Origin of the sequence: Enterococcus sp. SMC-9 (genome assembly GCF_021011285.1) — a bacterium.
GTDB classification, from domain to species: Bacteria; Bacillota; Bacilli; order Lactobacillales; family Enterococcaceae; genus Enterococcus_C; species Enterococcus_C montenegrensis.
On sequence record NZ_JAILYE010000003.1, the window covers coordinates 190913 to 216959 of the forward strand.

The 26047-nt window shown below is 37.3% G+C and carries 17 protein-coding genes; 3 read left to right on the forward strand and 14 right to left on the reverse strand.

Annotated features, from left to right (window positions below; translation table 11 throughout):
• Nucleotides 1-117 precede the first annotated feature (117 nt).
• Entirely contained in the window at nt 118-2613 is a 2496-nt protein-coding gene (locus K4422_RS05675; RefSeq protein WP_230709693.1) for a sigma 54-interacting transcriptional regulator, read from the reverse strand.
• A 412-nt stretch (nt 2614-3025) separates the two neighbouring features.
• On the opposite strand from K4422_RS05675, the gene K4422_RS05680 reads away from it, so the two are divergent.
• Nucleotides 3026-4648 (forward strand): ABC-F family ATP-binding cassette domain-containing protein, encoded by a 1623-nt coding sequence (locus K4422_RS05680; RefSeq protein ID WP_206903032.1) that lies wholly within the window; start codon nt 3026-3028, stop codon nt 4646-4648.
• 74 nt (nt 4649-4722) lie between these two features.
• Here the strand turns inward: K4422_RS05680 and K4422_RS05685 are convergent, their stop codons facing one another.
• Complete coding sequence (locus K4422_RS05685; RefSeq protein WP_230709695.1) at nt 4723-6255, reverse strand: zinc ABC transporter substrate-binding protein AdcA; 1533 nt, start codon at nt 6253-6255, stop codon at nt 4723-4725.
• 332 nt (nt 6256-6587) lie between these two features.
• On the opposite strand from K4422_RS05685, the gene K4422_RS05690 reads away from it, so the two are divergent.
• The gene (locus tag K4422_RS05690; RefSeq protein ID WP_206903030.1) at nt 6588-6884 is read left to right on the forward strand and encodes a bacteriocin immunity protein; all 297 of its coding nucleotides are present in this window, start codon (nt 6588-6590) and stop codon (nt 6882-6884) included.
• 697 nt (nt 6885-7581) lie between these two features.
• On the opposite strand, the gene K4422_RS05695 is transcribed toward K4422_RS05690, so the two are convergent.
• The 8 genes from K4422_RS05695 to K4422_RS05730 form a co-directional block, all read right to left on the reverse strand.
• On the reverse strand, nt 7582-8106 hold the full coding sequence (locus tag K4422_RS05695) for a DUF3278 domain-containing protein (RefSeq protein ID WP_230709697.1): 525 nt from the start codon (nt 8104-8106) through the stop codon (nt 7582-7584).
• Complete coding sequence (locus K4422_RS05700) at nt 8087-8296, reverse strand: helix-turn-helix transcriptional regulator (RefSeq protein WP_206903028.1); 210 nt, start codon at nt 8294-8296, stop codon at nt 8087-8089. Before K4422_RS05700 ends, K4422_RS05695 begins: the two co-directional genes overlap by 20 nt.
• Nucleotides 8297-8483: 187 nt before the next feature.
• Nucleotides 8484-10223, reverse strand: coding sequence for an adenine deaminase (gene ade / locus K4422_RS05705; RefSeq protein WP_230709698.1), 1740 nt, complete (start codon nt 10221-10223; stop codon nt 8484-8486).
• 78 nt (nt 10224-10301) lie between these two features.
• The gene (locus tag K4422_RS05710) at nt 10302-10946 is read right to left on the reverse strand and encodes a DUF998 domain-containing protein (protein ID WP_206903026.1); all 645 of its coding nucleotides are present in this window, start codon (nt 10944-10946) and stop codon (nt 10302-10304) included.
• A 71-nt stretch (nt 10947-11017) separates the two neighbouring features.
• Nucleotides 11018-11893, reverse strand: a complete 876-nt coding sequence (locus K4422_RS05715; RefSeq protein WP_206903025.1) for a DegV family protein — start codon at nt 11891-11893, stop codon at nt 11018-11020.
• 487 nt (nt 11894-12380) lie between these two features.
• The gene (locus K4422_RS05720) at nt 12381-13769 is read right to left on the reverse strand and encodes a dihydrolipoyl dehydrogenase family protein (RefSeq protein ID WP_230709699.1); all 1389 of its coding nucleotides are present in this window, start codon (nt 13767-13769) and stop codon (nt 12381-12383) included.
• A 90-nt stretch (nt 13770-13859) separates the two neighbouring features.
• Entirely contained in the window at nt 13860-14798 is a 939-nt protein-coding gene (locus tag K4422_RS05725; protein WP_206903023.1) for an ABC transporter ATP-binding protein, read from the reverse strand.
• Nucleotides 14795-16327, reverse strand: a complete 1533-nt coding sequence (locus tag K4422_RS05730; protein ID WP_230709925.1) for an ABC transporter permease/substrate-binding protein — start codon at nt 16325-16327, stop codon at nt 14795-14797. The genes K4422_RS05725 and K4422_RS05730 overlap by 4 nt, the downstream gene beginning before the upstream one ends.
• Nucleotides 16328-16586: 259 nt before the next feature.
• Between K4422_RS05730 and K4422_RS05735 the strand changes: the two genes are divergently transcribed.
• Entirely contained in the window at nt 16587-17627 is a 1041-nt protein-coding gene (locus tag K4422_RS05735) for a DHH family phosphoesterase (RefSeq protein ID WP_230709700.1), read from the forward strand.
• Between the two features lie 203 nt (nt 17628-17830).
• Here the strand turns inward: K4422_RS05735 and K4422_RS05740 are convergent, their stop codons facing one another.
• The 4 genes from K4422_RS05740 to K4422_RS05755 form a co-directional block, all read right to left on the reverse strand.
• Nucleotides 17831-18211: a GNAT family N-acetyltransferase gene (locus tag K4422_RS05740; protein ID WP_230709701.1), complete on the reverse strand. Its 381-nt coding sequence runs from the start codon at nt 18209-18211 to the stop codon at nt 17831-17833.
• A 295-nt stretch (nt 18212-18506) separates the two neighbouring features.
• Complete coding sequence (locus K4422_RS05745; RefSeq protein ID WP_230709702.1) at nt 18507-23666, reverse strand: Spy0128 family protein; 5160 nt, start codon at nt 23664-23666, stop codon at nt 18507-18509.
• Between the two features lie 16 nt (nt 23667-23682).
• Complete coding sequence (locus tag K4422_RS05750) at nt 23683-24189, reverse strand: hypothetical protein (protein WP_230709704.1); 507 nt, start codon at nt 24187-24189, stop codon at nt 23683-23685.
• 34 nt (nt 24190-24223) lie between these two features.
• Entirely contained in the window at nt 24224-25663 is a 1440-nt protein-coding gene (locus K4422_RS05755) for a helix-turn-helix domain-containing protein (protein ID WP_230709706.1), read from the reverse strand.
• Nucleotides 25664-26047: the final 384 nt, after the last annotated feature.

Sequence of the window (26047 nt, forward strand, 5' to 3'; positions counted from 1 at the left end):
GCAAAAATCGTGCCAACTTATAAAATCCTTTTTAACATTGATATAACGCCACTTATAAAAAAATCAGCTAGTGTTTATATCCATTAAACACTAGCTGATTTTTTTAACACTACTAATTTAAAGTGAAACAATTCGGTAGATATACTCATATTCTCTTGTAGGAATCTCAATGTTGTACTTTTCTTTAATCGGGGCAAAAAGCTCTTCACCTATTTGAATAAACTTCTCTAATTCCACTCCTGGCGTAAATTTTCCGTCATCAGTAGTAAAATCTCCTGTTAATAATCTTTCAATCATAGAAGATAAATGTAAGAACAAATTAACACGAATAAAATTTTTAAATTCTATTTGATAACGCTCTTCAAATTCTCGGATAATCGTATCAATCTCATTGATAATCATATCTGGATTTAAAAATCGCAACCTTGCACTAGCACCTTCAATTGTAAATAATTTGATAATCTCATTGGTGATGGTTGTTAGCTGCTCTTCAGAATAGACGACTTTTAAACTTTCAAAATTATCCGTCCCATTTACAATCCCTTCTAAATTCAAGCAACGAACCCCTGGAACCGAAACTGGAGAAGTACTAATAATTGCACAAGTGTTGCGAAATGAGGTGTTGGGTCTTTGCTCTTCCAAAACCAAAAGTTTCTCAAAATCTAGCGTAATTAATTCTACTGGAAGACGACTCTTTTGCGCAGCAAAAATGTCCTTAATTTTCTGAGCAATCCCTTCACCGGACATACATGAGATTACGATATTCTCAATTTGGGAGAGTCCTTCAAAATATTGTGGTCTCACATTAAAATTTGAATAATCAATAGACGTATAGTATTCCATCGGTTGATTTTGTAAAAGAGCAAATCCGATATGCAGGCCTAAAGCCGTGGAGACATTATTTACAATCAACAAATCCCCTGCTACATTATCTTTGATTTCCTCATACATTTTTTCCAATGACCCCATATCTACCAATAACAAAAGACCATCGCGGGTATCTCGATCAATAACATAATCATTTACCCTAGCCACGATTTCTTTTGTTTCCACTTGAATCGGCATATCAAAAGCATCGAAGACATAGTCTCCTACTAAATTATTTACTTCAGCCGCAAGACTAGAGGCTAAATTTTTACCATGCATGACAATTAAAGCATGCCGTTTACTTTTTAATGGCATCGTTTGTAACAAATAAGCTAATACTAAGTCCAGCGCTAATGTTGTACTATCTTGAGAATCAGCCGCATTTAAAAGATAATTGCCTACATTTAAATAACGGGATAAGTTATCATAATTGTCGTAGTCTAATTTATAGGTACTTTCTTTGGCTAATTCGATTAATAAGGCCAATTCCAAAAGTTGGCTTTCTTCAAAATTGATACCGAATTTATTCGGAGAGACTACATTATTCTTTAAAGAGGAAAACAATAAATCAAAGTCAGTAAATAGAAAGTTTTTTTCAAAATGAAGCTGTTTTAATCTTTTCAACAATAATTCCATTGTCATTTGTACTTGTGAGAGTGTCTTATTTTCAATAAATTCTGCCATTATTTTGCGTCTAATTCCTTCATTTGACAATGACTCCCGAATTGTAGCCGTCATGTAAGGAATCTTAATCAGATTATCAGCGGTCTTATCGGCATTATTTGGAATTAAAATTTGTGCTTGATCCTTATAGAGATTAAAAGAACTCGCGCAAGCTATTTTTATTTCATTTTGAACTGCACCAACATTTCCTTCCAAATTCAAGTTCAATAAATTTTGAAAGAATTGTGGTGCAACCCAAATATCTTTTTTCACTTGAAAAGACTCTTGTTGAAAGAAATTATAAACCAATTGAATCCGTTCTTTCCGACTGCGTTGATCATAATCTGGTAATGTAATTTCTAAAGGAATGCGACGACGAAAAGTAGCTAGCAAACTACTTTCAATATTTTCAGTCGTAGCTAAAATCAATCGAATATCAGCACTGCACCATTTTTCTTCTTCCCCTAATCTTCTAAACCTTTTTTGATCCATCAATAAAAATAGTTTTTCCTGATTTTCTCGGGATAAATTATGCACTTCATCTAAGAATAAGTATCCCCCATCCGCAAGGTCTAAAAATCCCGTTTTGTCATTATCAGCACCAGTAAAAGCACCTTTGACATATCCAAAAAGAGTTGAAGATAGAAGTTCTGGATTATTGGCGTAGTCCGCACAGTTCAAAGTTACAAATGGTGCATCTTGTTTTATGACTTGCGTGCTAATCGCATAGCGATAAATTAACTTAGCCAACATACTTTTCCCAACACCACTATTTCCTTTCAAGATAATCGGAAGTCCGTTGGGAGGATAATTAACAGACGCTTTGCATTGTTGAATAATCTTTTCCATACTGCCATCTTTACCAATCAATTCAGAAAAAACATCTCTTTCTTCAAGATAAAAAAAATGTACGGGGCGTCGATTATCTTTTTCCATAATTTCAGAGCGGACTAATTGATTTAAATAGTTTGAAGCCAAACTTCTCGAAATATTCAATTTATCGGCGACTTCTACAGCAGTAAACTTTTCTTTTGAAGAAAACTCTTTTCTTACTTCTCGAAATACTTCCAACGCTTTTTTCATATATTTACCTCAAATTTTAATAACTATTAATAAACTAACCACATTGTAACGAGGGAAACACAAAAAGGAAAGTGCTTTCTGAATTCAATAGCTTATCGTCTACTTTCTTTACATTTTCATCTTTGCTAACCGCATCAACAACATTAACTGTAAAAAAGCTCTATTTCCTAATAAAAACTTTGAATTTAACAGGAAATGTCCAGATATGGTTGCAACTTCCCATCAGCGCCTATATAATGCTATAAGATTGCATATATATCTGACATATATAGTAGGAAAATTAAAAACATCAGCGACCCCTTTAAATTTTTAGGTAATTCTTTACCTGAAGCCAAAATTTAAAGTTATGCGGCCGCATCTTTTTTTGCTCGCTCAATTTTTGGGGAGTAGAATCGATTAGGAGGATTATTTTATGATTACAGTTAGTGACGTAAGTTTGCATTTTTCAGACCGCAAACTTTTTGATGATGTGAATATTAAATTTACGCCGGGGAACTGCTACGGCTTAATTGGTGCAAATGGTGCCGGCAAATCAACTTTCTTAAAAGTTTTATCTGGTGAGTTGCAACCATCCACCGGGAATGTCTCCCTTGGTCCAGACGAACGGATGGCTGTTTTACGCCAAAATCACTTTGACTTTGAAGAATATACAGTGATTGAAACAGTTATTATGGGGCATAAACGCTTATATGATGTAATGAAAGAAAAAGATGCCATTTACATGAAAGAAGATTTTAGCGATGAAGATGGTATCAAAGCGGCTGAATTAGAAGGAGAATTTGCTGAATTAAACGGTTGGGAAGCCGAACCAGAAGCAGCTGTTTTACTACAAGGGTTAAACATCGCTGAAGATTTGCATCACTTGCAAATGAAAGAATTAACAGCCGGTCAAAAAGTTAAAGTTTTACTAGCACAAGCACTATTTGGTAAACCTGACGTACTTTTACTAGACGAACCAACCAACGGACTTGATATTCAGTCGATCAATTGGCTAGAAGAATTTTTGATCAACTTTGAAAATACGGTCATTGTCGTTTCCCATGACCGCCACTTCTTAAACAAAGTCTGCACCCACATGGCCGACCTAGACTTTGGTAAAATTCAACTTTACGTCGGAAACTACGATTTTTGGTTGGAGTCAAGTCAATTGGCAACGAAATTACAAGCGCAACAAAATGCGAAAAAAGAAGAACAAATCAAAGAATTGCAAGACTTTATCGCCCGTTTTTCTGCTAACGCTTCAAAATCAAAACAAGCGACTTCACGGAAAAAAATGTTGGATAAAATTACTTTGGATGATATTAAACCCTCAAGCCGCCGCTACCCATTTGTCGGTTTCAAGCCAGAACGAGAAATCGGTAACGACCTATTGCAAGTTGATAATGTCAGCGTCACAATCGATGGCAAAAAAATCTTGGATAATATCAGCTTCACGCTAAACAAAGATGACAAAGTTGCTTTTGTTGCTAATAATGACATTGTCACAACAACGTTATTCAAAGTTATCATGGGTGAAATCACACCGGATACAGGTAGCGTTCGTTGGGGCGTAACTACAACACAATCGTATTTGCCAAAAGACAGCAGCAGTGAATTTGCCAGCAACTTAACAATTTTAGACTGGTTGCGTCAATACGCTTCAAAAGAAGAAGACGACAATACTTTCTTACGGAGTTTCTTAGGCCGGATGTTATTTTCTGGTGATGAAGTTTTAAAACCTGTCAATGTTTTATCCGGTGGGGAAAAAGTACGTTGCATGCTTTCTAAATTGATGCTTTCTAAATCTAACGTTTTGGTTTTAGATGATCCAACCAACCACTTAGACTTGGAATCAATCACCGCATTAAATGATGGCTTAATGGCCTTTACGGGTTCATTATTATTTGCCTCTCATGACCACCAGTTTATCCAAACATTAGCAAACCGCATCATTGCGATTTCTGATAAAGGTGTTGTGGATCGTTCTGAGACAACTTACGATGAATTCTTAGAAAATCCGGATGTCAAAACTCGGATGGCGGAGATTTTTGCTTAAATCGCCCTTAGCCTTTATCCTTGTCTTACAGTCAAAAAAAGCTGCGAAACCTAAATAGGTTTCACAGCTTTTTTTTAATGGGCCATCATCTCCTGGGCAATGGCATGGGAAGTGAGATTATCTGGGTAATACGTCGGCCAGTTGTGCATTTCTTCAAATAAACTGGCTTGGCTTTTTCCACCAAAGAAAATATGATAATGGACTGCTTTTTCAGGTGCAATATTGTGATCGCTAAATTGCACATATTTAAAACGACCAGCATCGCCTTTTGCTTCAAATAAAAAGCGCACGCCCCGATTACCTTTTTCATAATTTAAAATCTTATATCCTTTGGCCACATATTCATACTTGTGATGTTTTCCGTCTACCACAAAATCGATCGTATTATCGGTAATGTCAATTTTTTCTACATCGGTTTTGTAGCCGGTGTCGTAATATTTTTTGTATTCCGCGGCAGTCATATCTTGATTTAATTTTGCTTTGTAATCAAAGACTTGATCTAGCCCGCCTGCTTGTAGCAATGGATAAACGGACTGCCACTTACCGGTGTAGTCACTTAATTTACGCTCCTTGACTGCGCTGTCGGCAAAATAACCATTGGCAACAGTTTTCACTTCCGCCTTGTGAGATTCTTCTGGTTTCACGTCTTTGCCGGCAATATTCGTCGTTTTTTCCAACGCTTGCAAATTCTCTTTCATCACGGAAATGTAATCTTCACCAGTAGCGATTTTCTCTTTGGTCAAGCTTTCCAATGGATTTAGCACTGCTAGCTTAACATTTGCTTCGTTTGCCAGTGTTTTGGCAATTTTATCGCTGGCATTTTCTTCAAAATAAATGTAGCGAATGTCGTTAGCTTTCACATACTCCTTCAACTCACCCAAGCGACTCGCAGAAGGTTCTTCTTCTGGGGAAAGCCCGGCAATTGGCACTTGTATCAACCCATAATCTAAAGCTAAATAGCCAAACGCCGCATGTTGTGTGACAAAACTTTTTTGTTTTGCGTCTTTTAAACTGTCGCTGTATTCTTGATCCAACTGGGTTAATTTTGCTAAATATTTTTCCGCATTCGTTTCAAAAACTTTGGCTTTTTGCGGATAAAGTTTAGCCAGTTGCTCTTTAATACTCGTTACTTCCTTCATTGCCCGATGAGGTGAAACCCAAGTATGAGGATCTAATTCATGATGGTGTCCTTCTTTTGCATGATCGTGATCGTGTTCTTCTTCACCACCAGGCAAAAGAATCATGTTTTTGGTACCTTCTATCACATTGGGCTTATCTTTGGCAAAACTTTTTTTCGCTTTAGGTACCCAAGTTTCCATATTTTCATTGTGATAGACGAATACATCTGCATCATGAATTGCCGCCATATCTTTGGCGGACGGTTCATAGTCATGTGGTTCAGAACCCGCCGGAATCATCAATTTGACGTTGGCCTCATCGCCTACAATATTTTTCGTAAAATCATAGATTGGATAAAAAGTTGTAACGATTTCCAATTTATCTTTTTTAGTTTCAACTGTCTCTTCTGCACTTTTGGCATTTGTCCCACAAGCAGCCAGCATTCCTAGTACAACCATACTTACTAAACCAATTCCCAATTTCTTCATGCTTCAAATCCTTTCTATTCTCTAACCTCTCTGATAACTTTTTGCTGCCATTACGATTTACCTTTATCAAAACGAAATAATTACGATTTACTCCAATAACAATAGCAACACTTTTTTCTGCTGTCAATAAAAAAATAACATGAAATTTTATTCAAATGATTATACATTCATCTAAATGACTTTTATAGTCTGATTTCAAACGATACGAAAATATATTTGATAACAAAAAAACAGATGAAAAATCTATCACCGCTAAATATTTTAAAAATTTAGAATAGCCTTGCATTTGTTTTGATTGAGGAGTACCCTGTGAAAAAGGGAGTGAAAAGAAAATGAAAGAAATAAAATGGTTTAGCGGCGGTAGCGAACGTGCAGAAGTCGCCTTAAATGACATTTCGACAATTTTAGGTTTGATCCCCGCCGACACAAACACTGCGCCATTGCGCCAGCTGCTTTTTGATTACGCACAAGAAATTAACGAAGGTGTGACAGCCGTCCCCTATATCTTAAGCCGCATGGCAGTTTCGGTATCTAATTGTATAACTAAAAATAAAATTATACTTTCCCAAGAAGCCTCCGACCAGATCAAAAAACTACTCAGCCTAGCAGAAATTCGCTACGGGTACTAAGAAAAGCTTTATGCACTCGGTCAGCTCTCCAGCAATAAGACGAAAGCTTGATAAATTGTTCCTCAAATTTCTCAAGATTTTGACTTATTGTCGCCGAGAGTTTGTGTAGAAAGCTGGACATGAAAGAAAGCTGAAGGTGCCGGTTAGCACATTGGAAAAATATCGGAAACTTATGTTCTGATGCTCTTCATCAGAATTAAGTTTTTGAATTTTTCCCAAAGTGTTGGCACATGAAGCTAGACAATTAGAAAAGCTTGATGCACTCGTTTAGCTTTTGAGCATTATGACGGAATTTCAATAAATTGTTCTTCAAATTTCTTGAAATTTCGGCTTAATGCCGATAAAGCTAGTGCAGAAAGCTAGACACCTAAAAAAGCTTGATGCACTCGTATAACTCACCAACTTTAAGACAGATCAAAAAATGTAATGAACTACATGACAAAAAAACAGCTCTTTTCAGTAAGGTTACGTGATTGCCACTAACCCACTGAAAAAGAGCTGTTTTTATTTTTTTCGTTTAAAAGAAAGAGCGACAAGTAGTGCTGGTATCCCCACGGATACCAGAGCCCGCAAGAACTGGTGATTGCCACTACCCCAAGGCCTGACGGTAATTAATAATGTGATAAAACACAACTATCTACAATAAAAGCAGACGACTTTACATAACTTTTCATTTTTTGTTTGATCATTTTATTTTCTACCCTTTGCCAATATCACTAATTTTGGCATTCATCATAAAAATTGTCGTTATGCCAAATAAAATGCCCGCACCACAGGAAATAATTAGCTCAAACGGTGAAATTATATACGCCAGAAAACCATCTCCAGCTACCCATGAAAAAACGGCTTGTAAAAGATGAATCGTAATCCCAAAATAAATTGCAGATTGGATTCCTTTTTTGCAATTGTATTTACGAACGCTCGCAACATTGGCGCTGGTTACTTCGTTTTCCGTCAGCAAAGCACTTTTACTAGCCTTCATAATATAGAGGCCGACACCATAAACAACAGTTAAAATATTACAAGCAAGCAGTGCATACAGCGCATTTTCCGGATGATTTAGACCAAACATTAGTGCAATCAGCGAAGAAAATAAAAGATAACTATACAATCCAATGAACGCATTATTTCCAATGCGATTTGCTTCATTGCGTTTATATTCATCCAGCGTACCTTCGATGCCAAAAAAGTGCTTTACTACATTATCCCGCGTTATTTTCATCATTATCCCTCCAAAACAGTGTATTTAAATCTGATTCTAATGCCCAGGCAATCCTCAAACATAAATCAAGCGTAGGATTATATTTATCATTTTCAATCATATTGATTGTTTGGCGTGCCACTCCGACTTGATTGGCTAAGTCCAATTGTGAAAGCTGCATATTTTTACGGTATATTTTTACTTGATTCACGGCGTTCCTCTTTCGTGTCATATATATATGACTTACTAGCAATAATTATAAACTTATCTTTTATAACGTCAAGTATATTTGACATTTTAATTTAAAATGCCCGAATTTTTTACAAAAAAAGATTTGCACAGTGAACAATTATACTGTGCAAATCTTCTTCATCATGGTTTAAAACTAGGTCAAACAATTATTCTGTAACTGAAATAGGGACGATTTCAAATTTGGTTACATCTACTAAACCAATGTCGGTGATCTTTAAGTTAGGAATGACAGCCAGTGACATAAAGCTTAAGGTCATAATCGGGTCAACTTTTGGCGAGATTCCTAATTTTTCATGAGCCAATTGGTTGATTGCTTCTTCTTGGCGGGCAACTTCCTCGCCAGTCAGCTCACTCATTAAACCTGCAATTGGCAATGCCATACTTCCGATTACTTTGCCAGCTTCGACTAAGACAACGCCACCTTCTTGAATCTTTAGGGCTTTAACTGCCACTTCCATATCTGTGTCATTTGTGCCAGCGACAATTAAATTGTGGGAATCATGGGCGATTGAAATGCCAATTGCCCCTTTTTTCAACCCGTAATCTTTCAACAAGCCGACAAAAACATTGCCAGTATTTTTGTGCCGTTCAATCACAGCCAGTTTCACCACATCTTCTGTTGGCTGATACACAAATTCGCCATTGTCAGCTCGTTTCACGGTTACAATTGCTTCATTTGTCAGCGCCTCTTGGGGAATCACTTCAATCGCCCGCGCACGATCACTGGTTAAGCGCAGTTGTAATTGTTCTTTTTTAAATTTCGCAATATGAACACTAGACTGAACCGTTTTAGTTGCAACCCGTTTTACTTCTGGAAGATAGGTGTTATTTTCAGCAACGCGTTCTCCTTTTATATAGGTCGCTTCAATAACTGGCGCCTGTAAATCTGAAAAGATGACCAAATCTCCCCGCAAACCTGGCGCAATGGCACCGCGATCGGATAATTGACAGCATTGTGCAGCATTAATTGTCGCCATTTGAATGGCACGAATTGGCGTGATCCCTTCTTCTATACAAATGCGAATGCTATTGTCCAAATGTCCTTTTGCCAAAATATCTTTGGCCTGTAAATCATCGGCAACTAAAACACAACGCTGGTAATTCGTATCCGTCACTCCTTTTAAAAGGGTACGTAAATTCTGCGTGACAGTCCCTTCCCGTAGTAAAACATACATGCCACGAGCAATGCGGTCTTTTAGTTCAGCCACTGTTGAACATTCGTGATCGTTTTTTATCCCAGCTGCGATATAAGCGTTTAGTGCTTTACCAGTTACCATTGGCGCGTGTCCGTCCACTTGCAGACCGTATTTTTTAGCTGCTAATAATTTATCTAAAACAGCAGTATCAGCCGCAATTACTCCTGGAAAATTCATAAACTCGGCTAAACCGGTTACTGTTTTTTCTTCAAAGGAAGCCAGCATATCTGCGGCTGTAATGACGGCACCGGAATTTTCCATATTGGTTGCCGGCACACAAGAAGGCATGTTGTAACGAATATCCAAAGCCGTTTTTTTGGCGGCAGCCACCATGTAATCCAATCCTGCTAAACCCAGCACATTGACGATTTCATGGGGATCTGCTAGCACTGTGGTTGTGCCGTGGGGTACCAATAAACGCCCGAATTCCTCTGGTGTGACATAAGCTGATTCTACGTGAATGTGGGCATCAATAAAACCTGGCGCTACAAATTTGCCGGCTAAATCAACTGTCTTAATTCCTTCATAATCAGCGCCAATTCCTGCAATCAAGCCATCAACAAGTGCAATGTCTCCTGTCATAATTTCTGCTTGATACACATCAATTATTTGAGCATTTTTCAATACTAAATCAGCCGGTCTTCTTCCTGCAGCAGTGTCAATCAGTCGTTTTAGTGCCTCTTTGTTCATAAATTCGCTCCTTTATCGGTCTTGGTGACAACAATTTTTTTAAATATTGTTTTAAAGTATAACACGTTACCAGCGAAATTAGTTACGTGATTTTGGCCATCTTTGCTGCATTTTAAGGGCTAAAGCTACCAGGGGTAAATATAAAAACACCAGTGAAACCCGTTGGATAATTCCTTTATAACTAAAGGCAAAAAGCTGGGATAAGCCATTGGCCCCTGCACTTAGCAGTGCACCTAAAAAAATCAGGCCACAAATTTTGGCAAAGGTGGCATTGATTGGCTTAAAAATTCGCGCTAACAATAACGGTGCTGCCAGCATGCCCAAAATTCCCGCTCCTGAGCCAAGACCATGAATCATTGTCGCTAAAGTAAGACCGCTCGTTGTATGATCGATGGAAAAAACGCCAGTAAAAATACAATCACCAATTGCAAAGGCGGCAATACTAAGCAGCAACCAGAAAATTTCGCGCCGCATGGCTTGGAAGATCGGGGCAGCAAAATATAATTTAATCGCCGGTAATGAAACTAACAATAAACTGCCCGTTAAAATTGAACCGTGTTCAAAATAATTTTTAACTGGACTCGTCACGCTGCCCAAATCACTAACAACTTGGTGCGCTTGACTAAATTGTGACCACATCCCACCTAAGAGATAGGGCATTCCGCCATCACAGAGGACAAATAAAAGCAGTAAGATCCAGCCATAGTTGCGATAAAATTTCATGTACTGTGCTCCTTTTTAGACAAAATTACAAAAAAACTCTAGCCTGTTTTGTCAGACTAAAGTTTTATTCGTTATACTTTTTCGTTCCGATTTTTTCCAAAGGTAAAAATTGCCACACAGCCCAAACCGGTATGGGCTGAAATTGTCGGCCCCAGCGGCAGACATGCGATATCTTCAATGCTTACGTCTTCGACAATGGTTGCAAGCACTGTTTCAGCCGCAGCAACATCCCCCGAATACGCGATATAAACAATTTGATTTTCCCGTGAAGTCAGATTATTCAGTGTTTCAGTTACAATTTTTTGCAACGATTTATTCCGGCCGCGCACTTTATCAACGTTTTGTAATTTTCCATTTTCATCCACATGAATAATTGGTTTCACCTTTAATAAACCGCCTAAAGCCGCTTCTGATTTTGAAATCCGGCCCCCGCGTTCCAAATGCTTTAAATCATCCACAGTTACCCAAGATTGCAGCAACATTTTATGCTCTTCCACCCACGCGATGACTTCAGCAAAAGTTTTACCAGCATCTTGTTGTTTTTTTGCACCTAACACCAATAAACCTTGCCCTAAGCTCGCCGCCAAGGTATCCACTACGGCAATTTGGGCATCCGGATAATCTTCTTTTAAAACATCCACCGCTTGAAGGGCGCTGTAATATGAGCCGCTCATCCCCGATGAAAAAGACAAATAAATAACAGGAGTGTCGGATTTTGCATAGGGTTCAAAGAACTCTAAATAACGCCCCACATTAATTTGCGAAGTCGTTGGCATTTGTTTATCTTTCAAGGCTTGATAGAAAAAATCAACATCAAATGTCTTCCCTAAGTCATCTTCATACTCTTTGCCATTAATTTCTACCAACATCGGCAAAAATGCAATACCAGCTTCATCCAAAAATTGAAACGGAATATCACAACAAGAATCCGTTACGATTTGAAACATGGCTTAACCCCCTAAATGTTCTCTTTAAAACTTCACAAATATTTTGTGACAAAAAAGTTTAAAAAAGTTTTTAAACTAACTACTTTGTTATTTTACCATATTGCCACTACCTTTGAAAATTTTAAAAGAAAGCATCTTTTAAAATAACGAATTTTTTTATTATGCACGATTGAATTTCACAAAGTAGTGTGATCTTCATGAATAAAAGGCGTAAAAAATGCAACTTCTCTATTTATTAAAATCGTGATTTTTATTGTCTAAGACACACCCTTGATTAAAAATGAAGGGAAAAAAGATTTAGCTTTAAGAACCAAGTAGGTAATATCCCCTCTGTCAAAATAATTGCTGTCTCCCACAGCAATTACTTGAATAATGCGCAAATAGTCTTCCATATTTGGGGTATGATTTACTTATTGCTAGAAAAATTTCGTATATTCAAAAGAAGGTGTGACAAGACTTTTGTCACACCTTCTATTTCTACTTCTACTTAATAATACTGCAAATCACTACCAACAGATGGATATGCCATGATGATATTTTGTAATTGTTCTTTTTTGATACCGAGATTGATGACGAGTGTCATCATATTGATCCATTCGTCGGCTTTTTGATTTAATGTAGCCGCACCGACAATTTCACCGCTGTCTTTTGCGTAAATAATTTTAGCCAAGGCAACCGGATCATTGGTACGAAAATAATTGTACCACTTACTCATGTCAAACCATTCCGTTTTGTACAAATCAGGTTTATTTTCAGCCTCTTCACTGGTTACACCAACTTGTGCTAATGTCGGCAGGGTAAAGACAGCTGTTGGTACTTGTGGATAGGCAATATCCTCACTTGTTTTTCCTAACAACAATTGGCTTAAATAGCGCCCTTCAAAACCTGCTACCGGGGTCATTTTCGGTTCTTTTTTGGCAATGCAGTCTCCCATCGCAAAAATATTGGGCTGGCTCGTTTTTAGTTGTCCATCCACTACAATGCCGCGACGGCTCGCTTCAATGCCCAACTCTTCTAGGCCTAAGTTTTCCACGTTGGCTATTCTGCCGGTGGCGCAAATGACAGCACTGGTTTGATACGTGGCTTTGTCGGTGGTGACTGTCAAAATTTTGGCATCATTTTTTTCTACACGTTGAATGTTTTCATTAAAAATAAACTGAATTCCGCTTTTTTCTAACGCTGTCACGAGCTGTTTGGCTAAGTCTTGGTCAAAGCCCCGCAGTGGTGTGGCGTTGTGATGCAAGATTGTCACTTTAGCGCCACAGGCATTGGCAATTGCCGCTAATTCAAAGCTGATATAACCAGCCCCAAGAAAAATCATTTCCGCTGGTAAATGAGGCAAGGCTAGAAAATCAGTGCTGGTTAAAAAGTGCTCTTTACCGGGAATATGCAACAGATATGCCCGTTGTCCAGTAGCCAAAACGATTTGTTCAGCAGTAAAATGCTGCGTCTTAGAAACAAGTGCTTGCGTGTCTGTCTCGATTGTATGCTCTTTTTGCTCAGTTACGGCGATTTCACTTTGAGATACTAGCGTTGCTCGTCCGTGAAAATGCTTGATGCCACTGGCGTCAAAGCCCGCAATTCTTTCTTTAGAAACAGGATCTGTGTATGTTTTTTTATAGGCCATCAAATCTTCCCAAACAACTTTAGGTACAGCTTGTTCAGAAAAGCCCTTGCCAACAAATTGGACAACGCGACTACGGGCTTCTTCGATTGCAAATAAAATTTTCTTTGGATCACAGCCTGCATTCGGACACGTTCCGCCAAAAAGATTTTCCTCTGTTACTGCCACCGTTTTTCCTGCTGCCTTTAAATCATAGGCTAGCGATAAACACGCCGGCCCGGCTCCGATAATTGCTACATCATAATGTTCCATCTTGTCACCCTCCACTAATTTTTAATGATTGTCCCAAACCTGCTAACGCCTACTTAGGCATCTTATTGTGCTTTTTGTCAGGTTAATCCTTTAAGGATTAGCCGCTAAAAAATTGAGGATATCCGCGGGGGTAATTATTTTATCCTCTGCCACCCGTACATTATTTTTTGCTAACAGCGGTAAACTTGCCTGCACAGTTTCCCCCAGTGCCACAATCGGATAAGTAGCTTTTTCATCTTTTGTATAAAAGCCCTCTTTTACGACAACTTCTAATTTTGTCTGTAGTGGTTGACCCACTGCTTTTATCCCTTTAAAGAATTCGGCGACAAATTCATTGGCCGGATTAGCCGCAATTTCTGCCGGGGTATCACATTGAATCAGCTTTCCTTCCTTCATCACTGCAATGCGATCGCCTAGTTTTATGGCTTCTTTCATATCGTGGGTGACAAAAACAATCGTGTTTTGCAAATCTTTGTGCAGTGTTAAAACGAGATTTTGCAATTGCTCTCTTGAAATCGGATCAAGGGCGCTAAATGGTTCATCCATCAATATAACATCTGGTTTAGCAGCTAACGCGCGCAGTATCCCCACTCGTTGCTGCTCGCCTCCAGATAATTCCCCCGGCATACGCTTGGCGTAAACTTCTGGGTCCAATTCCACGGCTTTTAGTAATTCAAAGGCTCGTTCTTTACGCTTTTCTTTACTCCAACCTAACATTTCAGGAATAACTTCAATATTTTCTAAAACCGTCATCGTGGGAAAAAGCGCAATCTGCTGCAACACATAGCCGATTTGCCAGCGTAATTTTTGTGTATCGTAGTCTTTAATTTTTTTATCTTTAAAATAAATATCCCCGCTAGTAGGCACATGTAAGGCATTGATCATTTTTAAAGAAGTCGTTTTGCCACTGCCAGAAGAACCCACTAAGACAAAAATTTCACCGGTTTTAATCTGAAAAGTAACATCTTCTAATGCTGTACTGTCATCAAATTTTTTCCCCACATGGTCAAAAACAACTAAATCGCTCATTTTCCCTCGCCCCCTAAAAGTCCATTTTGCACTAAATAATCCTTGGCGACTTTTGCTGGTTTTTGCCCTTCAACATTTACAGCGTAATTCATGGCCACCATCTCAGCTTCGGTAATTTTTCCTTTTAGGCGATTCAAACTTTTCACAATTTCAGGATGCTTTTGAGCAAAATCTTGTCGCATTAAAGGCGCACCTTGATAAGATGGGAAAAGATGCGCGTCATCTTGTAGGGTCATTAAATCATATTGCTTAATTTCACTATCGGTTGAATAGGCGTCGATGACATTCACATCGCCGTTATTAATGGCCGTATACCGCAAAGCCGGCTCCATCTGACTAACCTTTAACTGCAATTGATACACATCTTTCAAGCCTTTATTGCCATCATTACGATCGTTAAATTCTAACGTAAATCCAGCGTGAACCTGATTTTCGATTTTTTTCAAATCGCTAATTGTTTTTAAATCATGTTCTTTTGCAAAAGACTTTTTCACAGCCAAAGCGTAAGTATTTTCATAAGCCATTGGCGCTAAAAATTCTAGCTTCGCTTGTTTAGCCAATAAATTTTTGGCTAAGGTATAGGTTTTTTCCGCCGAATGCTTGCCGGTATCTTTTTTTGGTACTTGAACCAACGATTCCAAAACTGTTCCGGTGAATTCAGGGTAAATGTCGATTTGATCATTTTTTAAAGCGCTGAATAAGAAGGTCGTTTTACCAAAATTAGGCTTTAATTCCACCTGCACGTCACTATTTTCTTCAATTAATTCTTTGTACATATTAATCAAAATTTCCGGCTCTGCCCCTAATTTTCCGGCAATCGTCACTTTTTCAGGTTGAAAGAGCGCTGATTGGGACAAGCCAATACCGCCGATTACCAAAAATAGCGCCGCTAAGCTTGTAATAATCACCCGCGGCCGCACTTTTTGTAACAGCCGAATAGCCGTACTAAAAATAATGGCCAATAAAGCAGAACTCACAGCGCCAATAATAATTAAACTCGTATCATTGCGGTCAATTCCCAATAAAATAAAAGTCCCCAGACCACCGGCGCCAATTAGCGCCGCCAGTGTTGCCGTTCCGATAATTAAAACTAACGCCGTACGAATTCCAGAAATAATCACCGGTAAAGCAATCGGCAGCTCCACTTTGCGCAACTTGCGAAACCGACTCATCCCAAAAGCGTCCGCTGCCTCTTCTAATGAAGGATCAATTTCACTTAAACCGATGTAGGTACTTTGAAAAATCGGCAAGAGGGCATAAATCACCAGTGCAATAATCGCCGGCACTGTCCCGATTCCCACTAAAGGAATCAATAAACCTAAGAGAGCCAACGAAGGAATTGTTTGTAAGACTCCGGTAATTTGTAACATAATTTCTGCTAACTTCTTATATTTAACCAACCAAATCGCTAGCGGTATCGCAATTACCATCGCAAATAATAAGGCGACTAGCGAAATGCTAATATGCTCAACTAGCGCTGAAACCAATTCGCCTTTTCGCTCTATCAACGTTTGCCGTAACGCTTCCATATTTTCCCACCTTCCTGCCACTAAAAATAAAAAAATTTTTAGCCAACAGCTTTTTTCATACTTTCATTGTAGCTTAGGGGGGAAAATAACTCGAAAGATACGCATGACAAAACAGCTAATTATCTTTAACCTACTGAACTATAATTTTTGTACATTCCTATATCTTTGGAATCACTTTTACGCTCCTCTTACTATCAAAACTTATCCCGATGGTGTAGTATTACGTTGCAGGAATCAAGAAAGAGAGTAGGCAACTATCATGGAAAACAAACCAACTTTAATCAAACAATTTTCCCATACCGACTTAGACGGCGTGGGGTCCGCTTTATTATTACAAGCCATTTTACAAGAACAAAAAGGTTACGTGGCAGAAAATTATTTGCCCGTGGGTTACTCTGAACCTGGTGCTGACGGGACGATTGATAAACACGTGTTAAACTTTATCCAAACAAATGAAGACCCCGTAACAGAGCTTTACATTACCGATATTTGTCCTTCTGACGATGTGATCGCGCAATTAGCGGCCTATTGCGCTGAAAATAAAATTAGCTGGCATATTTTCGATCACCACATCACTTCTGTCCACGTTAATGAAAACTATCCTAAAAATGCTTCTATTATCGTGGCAGACGAGGCGACAAATTTAAAACATTCTGCGACTAGTGTGTTATTTAAAGTCTTAGTTGGCAAAATGCCCACCGAACTATTTCAAGATGAAGTATGGCAGCGTTTGGCAAATGTTGCTGATATTATTCGCTGCTATGACTGCTGGGATTGGCAGTTAAATCCCAATGCTGCCTACAAAGAATCTGCTGCTGAATTCAACAATCTTTTTTACTTTTACAGTTGGGACAAACGCATTGAACTAATGGGCAGTGTGATGTCCGCAGGTCTTAACTTGCTTTTTGATTACAGCGAAATCATCGCAGCTCTAAAGGAAAAAGAAGCTGATTATGTCCGCAGCAAATCGCTAAAAGCGCAATTTGGCGTCCTAGACGGCAAAACTTTTGCCTATACTTTTGGGGAACAATACACTTCTGTTTTAGGCAATGCGTTGGCTCGGCTAGAACATCCGGAAACAAAAAAAGAAGTTGATTTTAGTTTGGTCCTAAACGGTAAAGGTGTCTCTTTACGTACCAATAACGACGATATCGACTTATCTGTCCTTGCTGCACGTTATTTTAACGGCGGCGGCCACAAGCGTGCTTCCGGCGGTGCCTTTGCCGAAATTCAATATTTTATTTCCGATAGTGAAAATCCTGCCGCTCCATTGAACTTATTTTTGGATGTAAGACGTTAATTTAATCCGTCAAAAAAGACGCCCTTTCAAACTATAGCGCTCGAAAAAGTTAGACTTTTTGCGGTCGCTATCAGAAAGGAGCGTCTTTTTTTAGACGTTGTGGTGCTTTTAAGGTTAGGTTAGCTTTACTAACTAAATTTTTTTCGCAAATTATCGGGAAATATTTTTGTTACAGCTATTTTTTGCACTTATAAATTAAAACGCTAAAGTTCTACTGCAAAAATAGTGCCTACTTCCGCGTATCCTTGCTTTTCATAATAGGAATTGACATCACTCATGACATAGACTGCCATTTGTGGATAATCCCGCTTGATCTGCTGCATCAAAGCGCGCCCATAGCTTTTCCCGCGATAATTTTTGTCCACCAGTAAATCATAAATATAAATGCCAAACCCATCATCATTACGACAGCGACAATACCCGCATAACTCTTCTTCATATAATACGTAGGTGATGGAATGTGCTAGTGCTTTTTGATACTGTTCTTTTTTAGTATCATAATATTCTGCCCATTCGACACCTTCTTGTTCAATTAGTGCAAAGAGGGCTTTTTCATCTGCTTGTGTGTATTTTTTTATTATCATTAAATGCTCCTTTAAACGTATTATCCTGCCATTTTTTATTCCACCACAATCTGCCAGCCGTTATATAAATTGATTAAGAGTACCACTACAAGGAAGCCACACTTTTTGCCAATACATAAAGATCGCTTTCGAAAATTTTGAGGTTCCAAGAAGCTCAACCAGATAACAGTGATCTCCATTGCTTTCTAAAGGCTCATGAATGATTTTAGACTTTAATTCAAAACTATATTTCGTCATAAAATACCGACCGCCAAAGGTTAGTTTGCTAGTTTAACTTCTGGGGATCGGTACATATTTAACTATGCTTTCTTAATTTTCCCAATAAAATACAGCCAAAAGAAACTAAGAAAAATATGCCTATTAAAATCAAGCTCCAACTACTTGTACTGCCAGTTGCCGGCATACGCTTGGTAGTAGTTGTGTTTCTAGTAGTATTTAAATTCGTCGAAATTTCATTATTTTCATTTGTGCCATGTGTCTTCGACAATGGAATTCTTGTATTTTCTTTGCTGATTTCTTTTTGACTAGGTTGACTATTTTTTACTGAAAATCTGATTGGCGTTTCATCAATCTGGTATCCTGCTGGTGCTTTCGTCTCGATTAGCTTATAGCTACCGTCTCCAAGACCTTTGATAAAGATTGTTCCATCTTCACGAGTGACAATTTTTTCATAACCTACAACTGGATTATCATCAACAGTCAATAATTTGAACTCGGCATTTGCTAAAGTTTTCCCAGTTTTACTATCGACCTTCTTCAATAAAATCTCACCTTTATTAACTGTTTTTGGTGGTGTATACGAGTTTTTGAAAGATAGATTGTCAACGCTTTGACCATTTACTGAATAATTAGCATTCACCACTAGTTTTCCAGCTTTCTCTTCCACATTAACAGTTACTTTAAATTCAGTGTCATCATAGGTAATGTTTGGATCTTTTACTTCTGGAATTGCTTCTGTGATCGTATATTCGTACGTACCTGCTTTGTCATATTTGATTTCATCAAATAAAATCTTACCGTCTTCATCATTTTTCTTGGTTTCATTTACGTTCCCATCACCCTTTAGGGTAAAGCTAAATTCTTCTGCTTTTAATGGGCGTCCGCTTAATTCTTTCTTCGCTTCTAGTTGTACACTGCCTGGTATGGCTTTGTACGTATTTTTGAAGACGGGGACTTCTTCTGCTTTTACGTTTTCATATACTACGTCTGCTTCTAGCTTCCCAGCTTTTTCTGTTACCGTTACGGTAACTTTGTATTGCGTACTATCGTACGTAATCCCTAGTTCTGGTGTGCTTGGTGTTGCTTCTGTGATTGTATATTCGTACGTACCTGCTTTGTCATATTTGATTTCATCAAATAAAATCTTACCGTCTTCATCATTTTTCTTGGTTTCATTTACGTTCCCATCACCTTTTAGGGTAAAGCTGAATTCTTCTGCTTTTAATGGGCGACCGCTTAATTCTTTCTTCGCTTCTAGTTGTACACTACCTGGTATGGCTTTGTACGTATTTTTGAAGACAGGGACTTCTTCTGCTTTGACGTTTTCATATACTACGTCTGCTTCTAGCTTCCCAGCTTTTTCTGTTACCGTTACGGTAACTTTGTATTGCGTACTATCGTACGTAACCCCTAGTTCTGGTGTGCTTGGTGTTGCTTCTGTGATTGTATATTCGTACGTACCTGCTTTGGCATATTTGATTTCATCAAATAAAATCTTACCATCTTCGTCATTTTTCTTGGTTTCATTTACGTTTCCATCACCCTTTAGGGTAAAGCTGAATTCTTCTGCTTTTAATGGGCGTCCGCTTAATTCTTTCTTCGCTTCTAGTTGTACACTACCTGGTAAAATTTGGCGTTGATTAACTAAACTAAACGTATAATGTACTTGATCTTTCGAGATAACAAATTCAGATTTCTGATCATTTTTCACGTAACCATTTGGTGCGGTGTTTTCCACGATAACATAAGTTCCATAACGTAGATTTGAAATTTGATTAACTTCTATACCATCTTCAATAATCTTATCCCCTTTAACCTCAATATCAGAGAACAAGAGTGCCAAATTTCCGTCATTATCTTTGCGATAAAGATCAAAGAAAGCAGAGTCACTAGTAATCAAATTATTATCTTTATCTAGTTTTTCAATCGTTAGGGATCCGTTTTTACCACTTGAGGTACCTTCTCCATCTGTCGATTTTACTACCACTTCCTTACTAGTATTTTGAATACTAATATCTTTTCCAAAGAGAGTCGCACTATTGCTGATTTTTTCCTTATTTTTAATTCCAGGATCAAGCAATGTTTGATACTCAACAATATATGGTGAACTAATTGATTCGCCTAAGGCAATCGTCAATGTTTGTGTTCCATTTACTGCATCAACTGACACATAAGGTTTATCATCTTCAGCGAAGATGAGTGCGTCACCATCTTTTACAAAACCGTTTTTACCATCGGATTTAGCTTTATAAACTTTTACTACGACATTTTTGTCGTCATCGTAGATAAATGATTGGTCGTTCATGCTGATTGTGTCCTGAATATAGGGTTCAACAATCTTATGGGCATCTTTATTTAATACAACCGACCAATTAATTTTACGATAATCGTCACCTGTTCCTTGCACGCCGCTTTTATCAATCCACGCATCCTTATCGCTTTTTTCAGCCATTCCTTCTACCTTTAACGGATCTTTCATACCTGGAATAGTCATAGTTGCCACGTTTTTATATTTATAAACTTCTTCAGCGGCATCCGCAGCGACAAAAATTGCAAAAGGACTATTCTTCTCTTTCAATAACGTAATTACCGATTTGCCATCTTTTTCTTCGATTTTATAATCTGTACCTTCAACCCACTTTGTTCCAAGACTCGCGACAATTACCGCACTTGGATTTATATTGACATCATAGATCACGATATCTCTAGCTGTTTGGCCCTCACCTAATGCTTCTTCAATTGTCGTATCTTTGGGCAGCTCTCTTTTCCAAGTATTGAACAATGCTGTCCAATAAACACTGTCTTTTTCGGCAATGGTTTCTGAAAAAGGATTTTCATGAGTATACGCACTTGCAACTTCGCCGCCTTTTGGAACGTATTTCCCAAATTTCAAACCATTATAACTTAGATCTTTATGCAACCATACGGCACACTCATCACCATCTGTGTGCGGACGGCCATCTTCACCTGTGTAGGTGACCAGAACACTATTATCAAATTTAATTCGGGCAGGACCATTGGTTTCACTATTTTGTTCATCAATCGAATATTTTGTTTTATATTTCATAATGATTAAATCAGTTGTTGCGGCGTAATTATTTATTAACTTAACGGTAAACCCTGTTTTGTAATCTGGATCTCCTGCTAATTTTTCTAAAGTATAATCAGTACCTTTTACTAATTTCTTCGTTGTTCCATTTTCTGCAGTAATTTCTAAAGAATCTTCAATTAGCTGCATCGCGCTTACATTCGTACCGTTTAATGATGTGAATTTATCTGCAATAACCGCATTTTTCATTAGAATTCGGTTTTTATTCACGCGTACTTGCCAATCAAACGTATGATTTGCAAAATCCTTAGTATTAATTCCCTTATCAACGCCCAACGTACCATCGACAGCAACCTTTTCTCCGCCGGTAACATCTTCTGAGTCATCACCATCAATAATCGTTGCAGTATTATAAATTTCAGTCTGAATCGGTACAGGTACTACAAATGACTGTGTTGTATACTTGATTTTATAGACACCCTTATCAGCAAATTTCAGTGTAAAATGAACAATTTTATCATCTTTTGTTTTTGAATCATCCGGCTCTTCCGAATAAGTCCAATTGGTCACCAAATCATTATTTTCATCATAAACTTCAATTGTATCTTTTAGTAAGTAGTGATTGGCGGTACTAGGATCTTGATACTTTTGATACATCCAATCTTTAAAAATTCCACCATCTTGCGAGTAGGTAGTCTTTGCTTCCCAGTTAAAGATACCCGTGTTTACATTATAATCTGTACACATTTTGTAATTTTCTTTATTGTTAAAAGAAACACTAGCTTCTGCAGCATTTTCTAAAAAATTATCCCCAGTAATTGTCGCCTTGTTTAAAAACTCTAATTTTTCTTTATCGGTAACTTTCATATTAACAACAATTTTTACTGGTTTATTCATAATGTCAATGTCTTTTGAGAATTTATAGACGTATTGCCTTTTTTCCGAAACTTCCCAACCTTGAATAAAACCATCTGGCGACTTCTCCCATACCCCTGCATCATTCATCACGAAATAACTGTGGTATAAAAGCTTCATTCCTTCTGGAAAATGTTCTGTCACAGTTGGATTTCTCAATTCTTTACGATCTTCATTCACGATGATGGTCCAAGATACCGTATTGTCGGCATTGATCATGCCCGTTTTATTAATATCACCTTTCACAACTGGAATAGTGATGTTAATTTCTTCACCATCGTCATCTTTGATGTCAGTGACAATTTCAACTTCTTCATTTTCAGTGACAAGTTTTAACTCTGTTTGTAAATCAATTGTCCCTTCGCGATCACTTAGATTCACTCCAACCTCGTTGAAGGTAACCACTAACTTCCCAGATTGATCAAGGGTAAACTTACCTAAAGTTTTCCCCGCATCATTTTTCAAATCGCCGTTTACAGAATTATGAATTGAAAAATAATCAGGCAGTTGATACTCATAAAAATCACCTGCTTGAAGATCTACACTGTTGTCTAAACTCCAATCAAAGTGAATTTTGATATTCGCATCTTTGACTGCTGGATTTGATTCCGAAAACTCATTGCCATCAAGATCAGTGATTTTCATATTATTAAATAAGTTAATGCCGCGTTCTTTCAAATTATGATTTAACTCTTTTTGTATACCCCTTTTTTGAGGCGTCACTTTTTCTACTAAGGGATCTGCGGCAGGATCAACTTGTTTATTGTAGTAAAGTGTCTGACTAATATTTTTACCAAAAGACACTTTCTCAGTTTCAAGATTTTGTGCAATCGTTGTCGCAGTTAATGTCAACATTCCCGCGTAAAGCTTGACACTGGAAAAATCAGGTGTCTTCTCATCAACAGATAACTTGTAGTTTTGATTGAAAGTGAGACGTAGCTGGTTACCTCGTAATTGGAAACTCCCCATATCAGCTAACTGGCCAGATTGGTCTGGATAGTTTAAATTGTTTGGCAATTCAATGATTTGCGAGGTTCCTTTTTCAATCAAGGCCGGTTTATTAAGGGACCAACCAAGTTGAATCTTGACAGCCTCCCCTTGATTTAAACGATTTTCTTTGGTAATGGATTCATCCATTGCATTTGTTATTTTAGCTTGTGTAATCTCAACTTTTGTTACTTCTGTTGTCTCTGCGAAAACAGAAAGTGGTATCATTCCAATGACCATTCCAAAAATTGCTGTTAATGACCACAGTTTTTTCAACCGGTTCATTTATTTTCATCTCCTTTTAAAACGTAATATATTCCTGCCAATTATTTGACTGTTGTTTGGTACCATATAGAATCGTTCCTGACATACTTGCTAACATACGTGCCAGTTCAGATGCATTATTTTTGTTAGTATGTGGTTCAACGAAGGGTAATTCACTGATTCTTCGTTCAATCATTTCTAACGCATCGTGATTTTTCTTTTTATTTAGCGATAATTGTGTTTGCCTGCCTGTGCGTGGAATTTCACCTTCTCTTTCCAAAAATGCCCCATCTAATAGATCATTTTTATCTGCCTTTTCATCTATCCAATCAGCTATAAGTGAATCTGCTCTCGTTTGATTAGTTACTTGGCCTAGCTCAACTTGCTGATACGTCTCTTCTATCGCGGATTCTTCTAGCCGATCATTGGAAATAACCAATGTATTCCCCGTTTCGCTCAAATCAAAGGTCAGCATTTCTTGTTCTTCTTGCGTAATTAACTTATCGTTACTGTATAAAAACGGATTACTGGATTGATAGAACATTATAGAAGGAAGAGCAAGGGCAACCAACAGATTTCTATGCATAGGCATCTCCTTTAACTTTTATCAATAGGTGGCCAAATTCCGCCCAATCATCTGGTGTCGGCGGTCGTTTCCAAATCATTTGTAAACAGGGAAGGTTGTCAATCAAAAAATCGGACAAATAAATCTGAGTTTTTGTACTTAGCTTATTTTCATAACAGATATTCATACTTTGCAGTGAACGTAACATCATTTGAATATATGCGTTATAACTACTACCATGAGAAAAATCGATACAAATAAAAACTGGATCCTCCAATTCTTCCACTGAAATTTGAGTTATTAAAAAGAATAAATAATCATAGTACAATTTGTTTCGCTCTTGATGCGAGTGAAAAAGGCCACGTTGTCCAATTTTTTCAATGAAGGCTTGAATCAAGTCATCTAGCTTAGGATTGATTTCTTGAAAGTAGCGACGTTGAACTTTGGTGACAAATGTTGACTCTCTTAAATGATAAATTAGCCAATGTCGATTAATTCTTAGTAATCCATCAACTAATTGCTTATTTTTTTTTAAATAAGAAAGCTCAAAACGAGAATTGACTGCAAGAAATTCTAAAAATTCAGCGACGATTCTCTCAGCTTCTTCATTTTCATTTTGCGAGGTAAAAACCAGTTCCTGTTGCAAATCGATTTCCATCATTTGACAAAATAGCAGTAATGCAGCAATTTCTTGTCGTTTTCCTACTGATGTCAGCATAAAATGTTTTCCCAACCATTTTTCTAAATAGTCTGTTACGGCGCTTTTCTCATAGACAATATATTCTTGGTCAAGCAAATGTTCTTTCCTTAAACGAATCAAAGAAATACTTATAAAAAATAGTAATTTGTGTTCTTTCGTTTTAGGTAATGAGAGGTTTAAATAATGTTCTAAATGATGAAAAATTTCCTTTGCTTCTTTTTGAATCTCTTTTTCAAAAGGACTGGCTATCCCATTAAAAATCTCATAATATAATCCAAATAAAAAACTGCGGATTGCAAATTCATTCCCAATCAACTGATTTTTCTTTAACTCAAAACCTTCATCATGCAGTAATTCTTTTAATCGTTTGTACAATCGATAGGTACTAGAACGACTAACATGCAACAGTTCAATTTGCTTATCTAAGCTGGTTTCTTTTGTCACATAACAATGAAAAATTTGATATATCAAACTTCGCTCAAGTAAAATAAGTCGCATTTTTTTTACAATTGAATGTGTTAGTTGTTTCACCTCAATCTCACCAGTTTCAAGCAGTTCAATTGAAGCAAGATAATTATTTTCCCGTAACTCATCACAAAGTTCTTGTAAATACTTTTCCAACTTATAACGAGAAACCTCCAAAATATCTCCAAGCTGGTCAATAGTGCAATGGGCATTTTTATTTAATTCTAAATATTGGAGCAAATACCATTTGTATCGGTCATCGTCCATCAATAGATCATTTGCTTGCATTTCTCGCTCCTTTCCTACAGAACAATCTTGTATAGTTATTAAACAAAGTTTTTATTTTAGTAGTTTGTTTTGTTGATAATTTAAATTAGGCATGTTTAAAAATGGGAAAATGATTAGTTTATTCTAGACTATTTAATTATATTGTTTGGATAAATATATTTTAATTAGTAAAATGATGTTTTTGTCCTTATATTTTCAAATTTTCTCAAAAAAAAAGAGACTTATCACTTATAAATCTCTTTTTCGATATTATAATATTAGCACAACATTAATATTATGAAAATACAATTTGAAAATTAGTTTTATTTTCAAATAAAAAATAATTGTTATATTTTTTGTGTAGCCGAACAAATTCTTCCTATCAGTTATAACTTAATCTTAAAA

Excerpts from the sequence above, each read along its gene's own strand:
- K4422_RS05695 (WP_230709697.1), bottom strand. The coding sequence starts at position 8,106 with ATGAAAATAACGCGGGATAATGTAGTAAAGCACTTTTTTGGCATCGAA.
- K4422_RS05710 (WP_206903026.1), bottom strand. The coding sequence starts at position 10,946 with ATGAAATTTTATCGCAACTATGGCTGGATCTTACTGCTTTTATTTGTC.
- K4422_RS05735 (WP_230709700.1), top strand. The coding sequence starts at position 16,587 with ATGGAAAACAAACCAACTTTAATCAAACAATTTTCCCATACCGACTTA.
- K4422_RS05720 (WP_230709699.1), bottom strand. The coding sequence starts at position 13,769 with ATGGAACATTATGATGTAGCAATTATCGGAGCCGGGCCGGCGTGTTTA.
- K4422_RS05685 (WP_230709695.1), bottom strand. The coding sequence starts at position 6,255 with ATGAAGAAATTGGGAATTGGTTTAGTAAGTATGGTTGTACTAGGAATG.
- K4422_RS05675 (WP_230709693.1), bottom strand. The coding sequence starts at position 2,613 with ATGAAAAAAGCGTTGGAAGTATTTCGAGAAGTAAGAAAAGAGTTTTCT.
- K4422_RS05745 (WP_230709702.1), bottom strand. The coding sequence starts at position 23,666 with ATGAACCGGTTGAAAAAACTGTGGTCATTAACAGCAATTTTTGGAATG.
- K4422_RS05690 (WP_206903030.1), top strand. The coding sequence starts at position 6,588 with ATGAAAGAAATAAAATGGTTTAGCGGCGGTAGCGAACGTGCAGAAGTC.
- K4422_RS05740 (WP_230709701.1), bottom strand. The coding sequence starts at position 18,211 with ATGATAATAAAAAAATACACACAAGCAGATGAAAAAGCCCTCTTTGCA.
- K4422_RS05750 (WP_230709704.1), bottom strand. The coding sequence starts at position 24,189 with ATGTTCTATCAATCCAGTAATCCGTTTTTATACAGTAACGATAAGTTA.
- ade (WP_230709698.1), bottom strand. The coding sequence starts at position 10,223 with ATGAACAAAGAGGCACTAAAACGACTGATTGACACTGCTGCAGGAAGA.
- K4422_RS05725 (WP_206903023.1), bottom strand. The coding sequence starts at position 14,798 with ATGAGCGATTTAGTTGTTTTTGACCATGTGGGGAAAAAATTTGATGAC.
- K4422_RS05680 (WP_206903032.1), top strand. The coding sequence starts at position 3,026 with ATGATTACAGTTAGTGACGTAAGTTTGCATTTTTCAGACCGCAAACTT.
- K4422_RS05715 (WP_206903025.1), bottom strand. The coding sequence starts at position 11,893 with ATGTTTCAAATCGTAACGGATTCTTGTTGTGATATTCCGTTTCAATTT.
- K4422_RS05755 (WP_230709706.1), bottom strand. The coding sequence starts at position 25,663 with ATGCAAGCAAATGATCTATTGATGGACGATGACCGATACAAATGGTAT.
- K4422_RS05730 (WP_230709925.1), bottom strand. The coding sequence starts at position 16,327 with ATGGAAGCGTTACGGCAAACGTTGATAGAGCGAAAAGGCGAATTGGTT.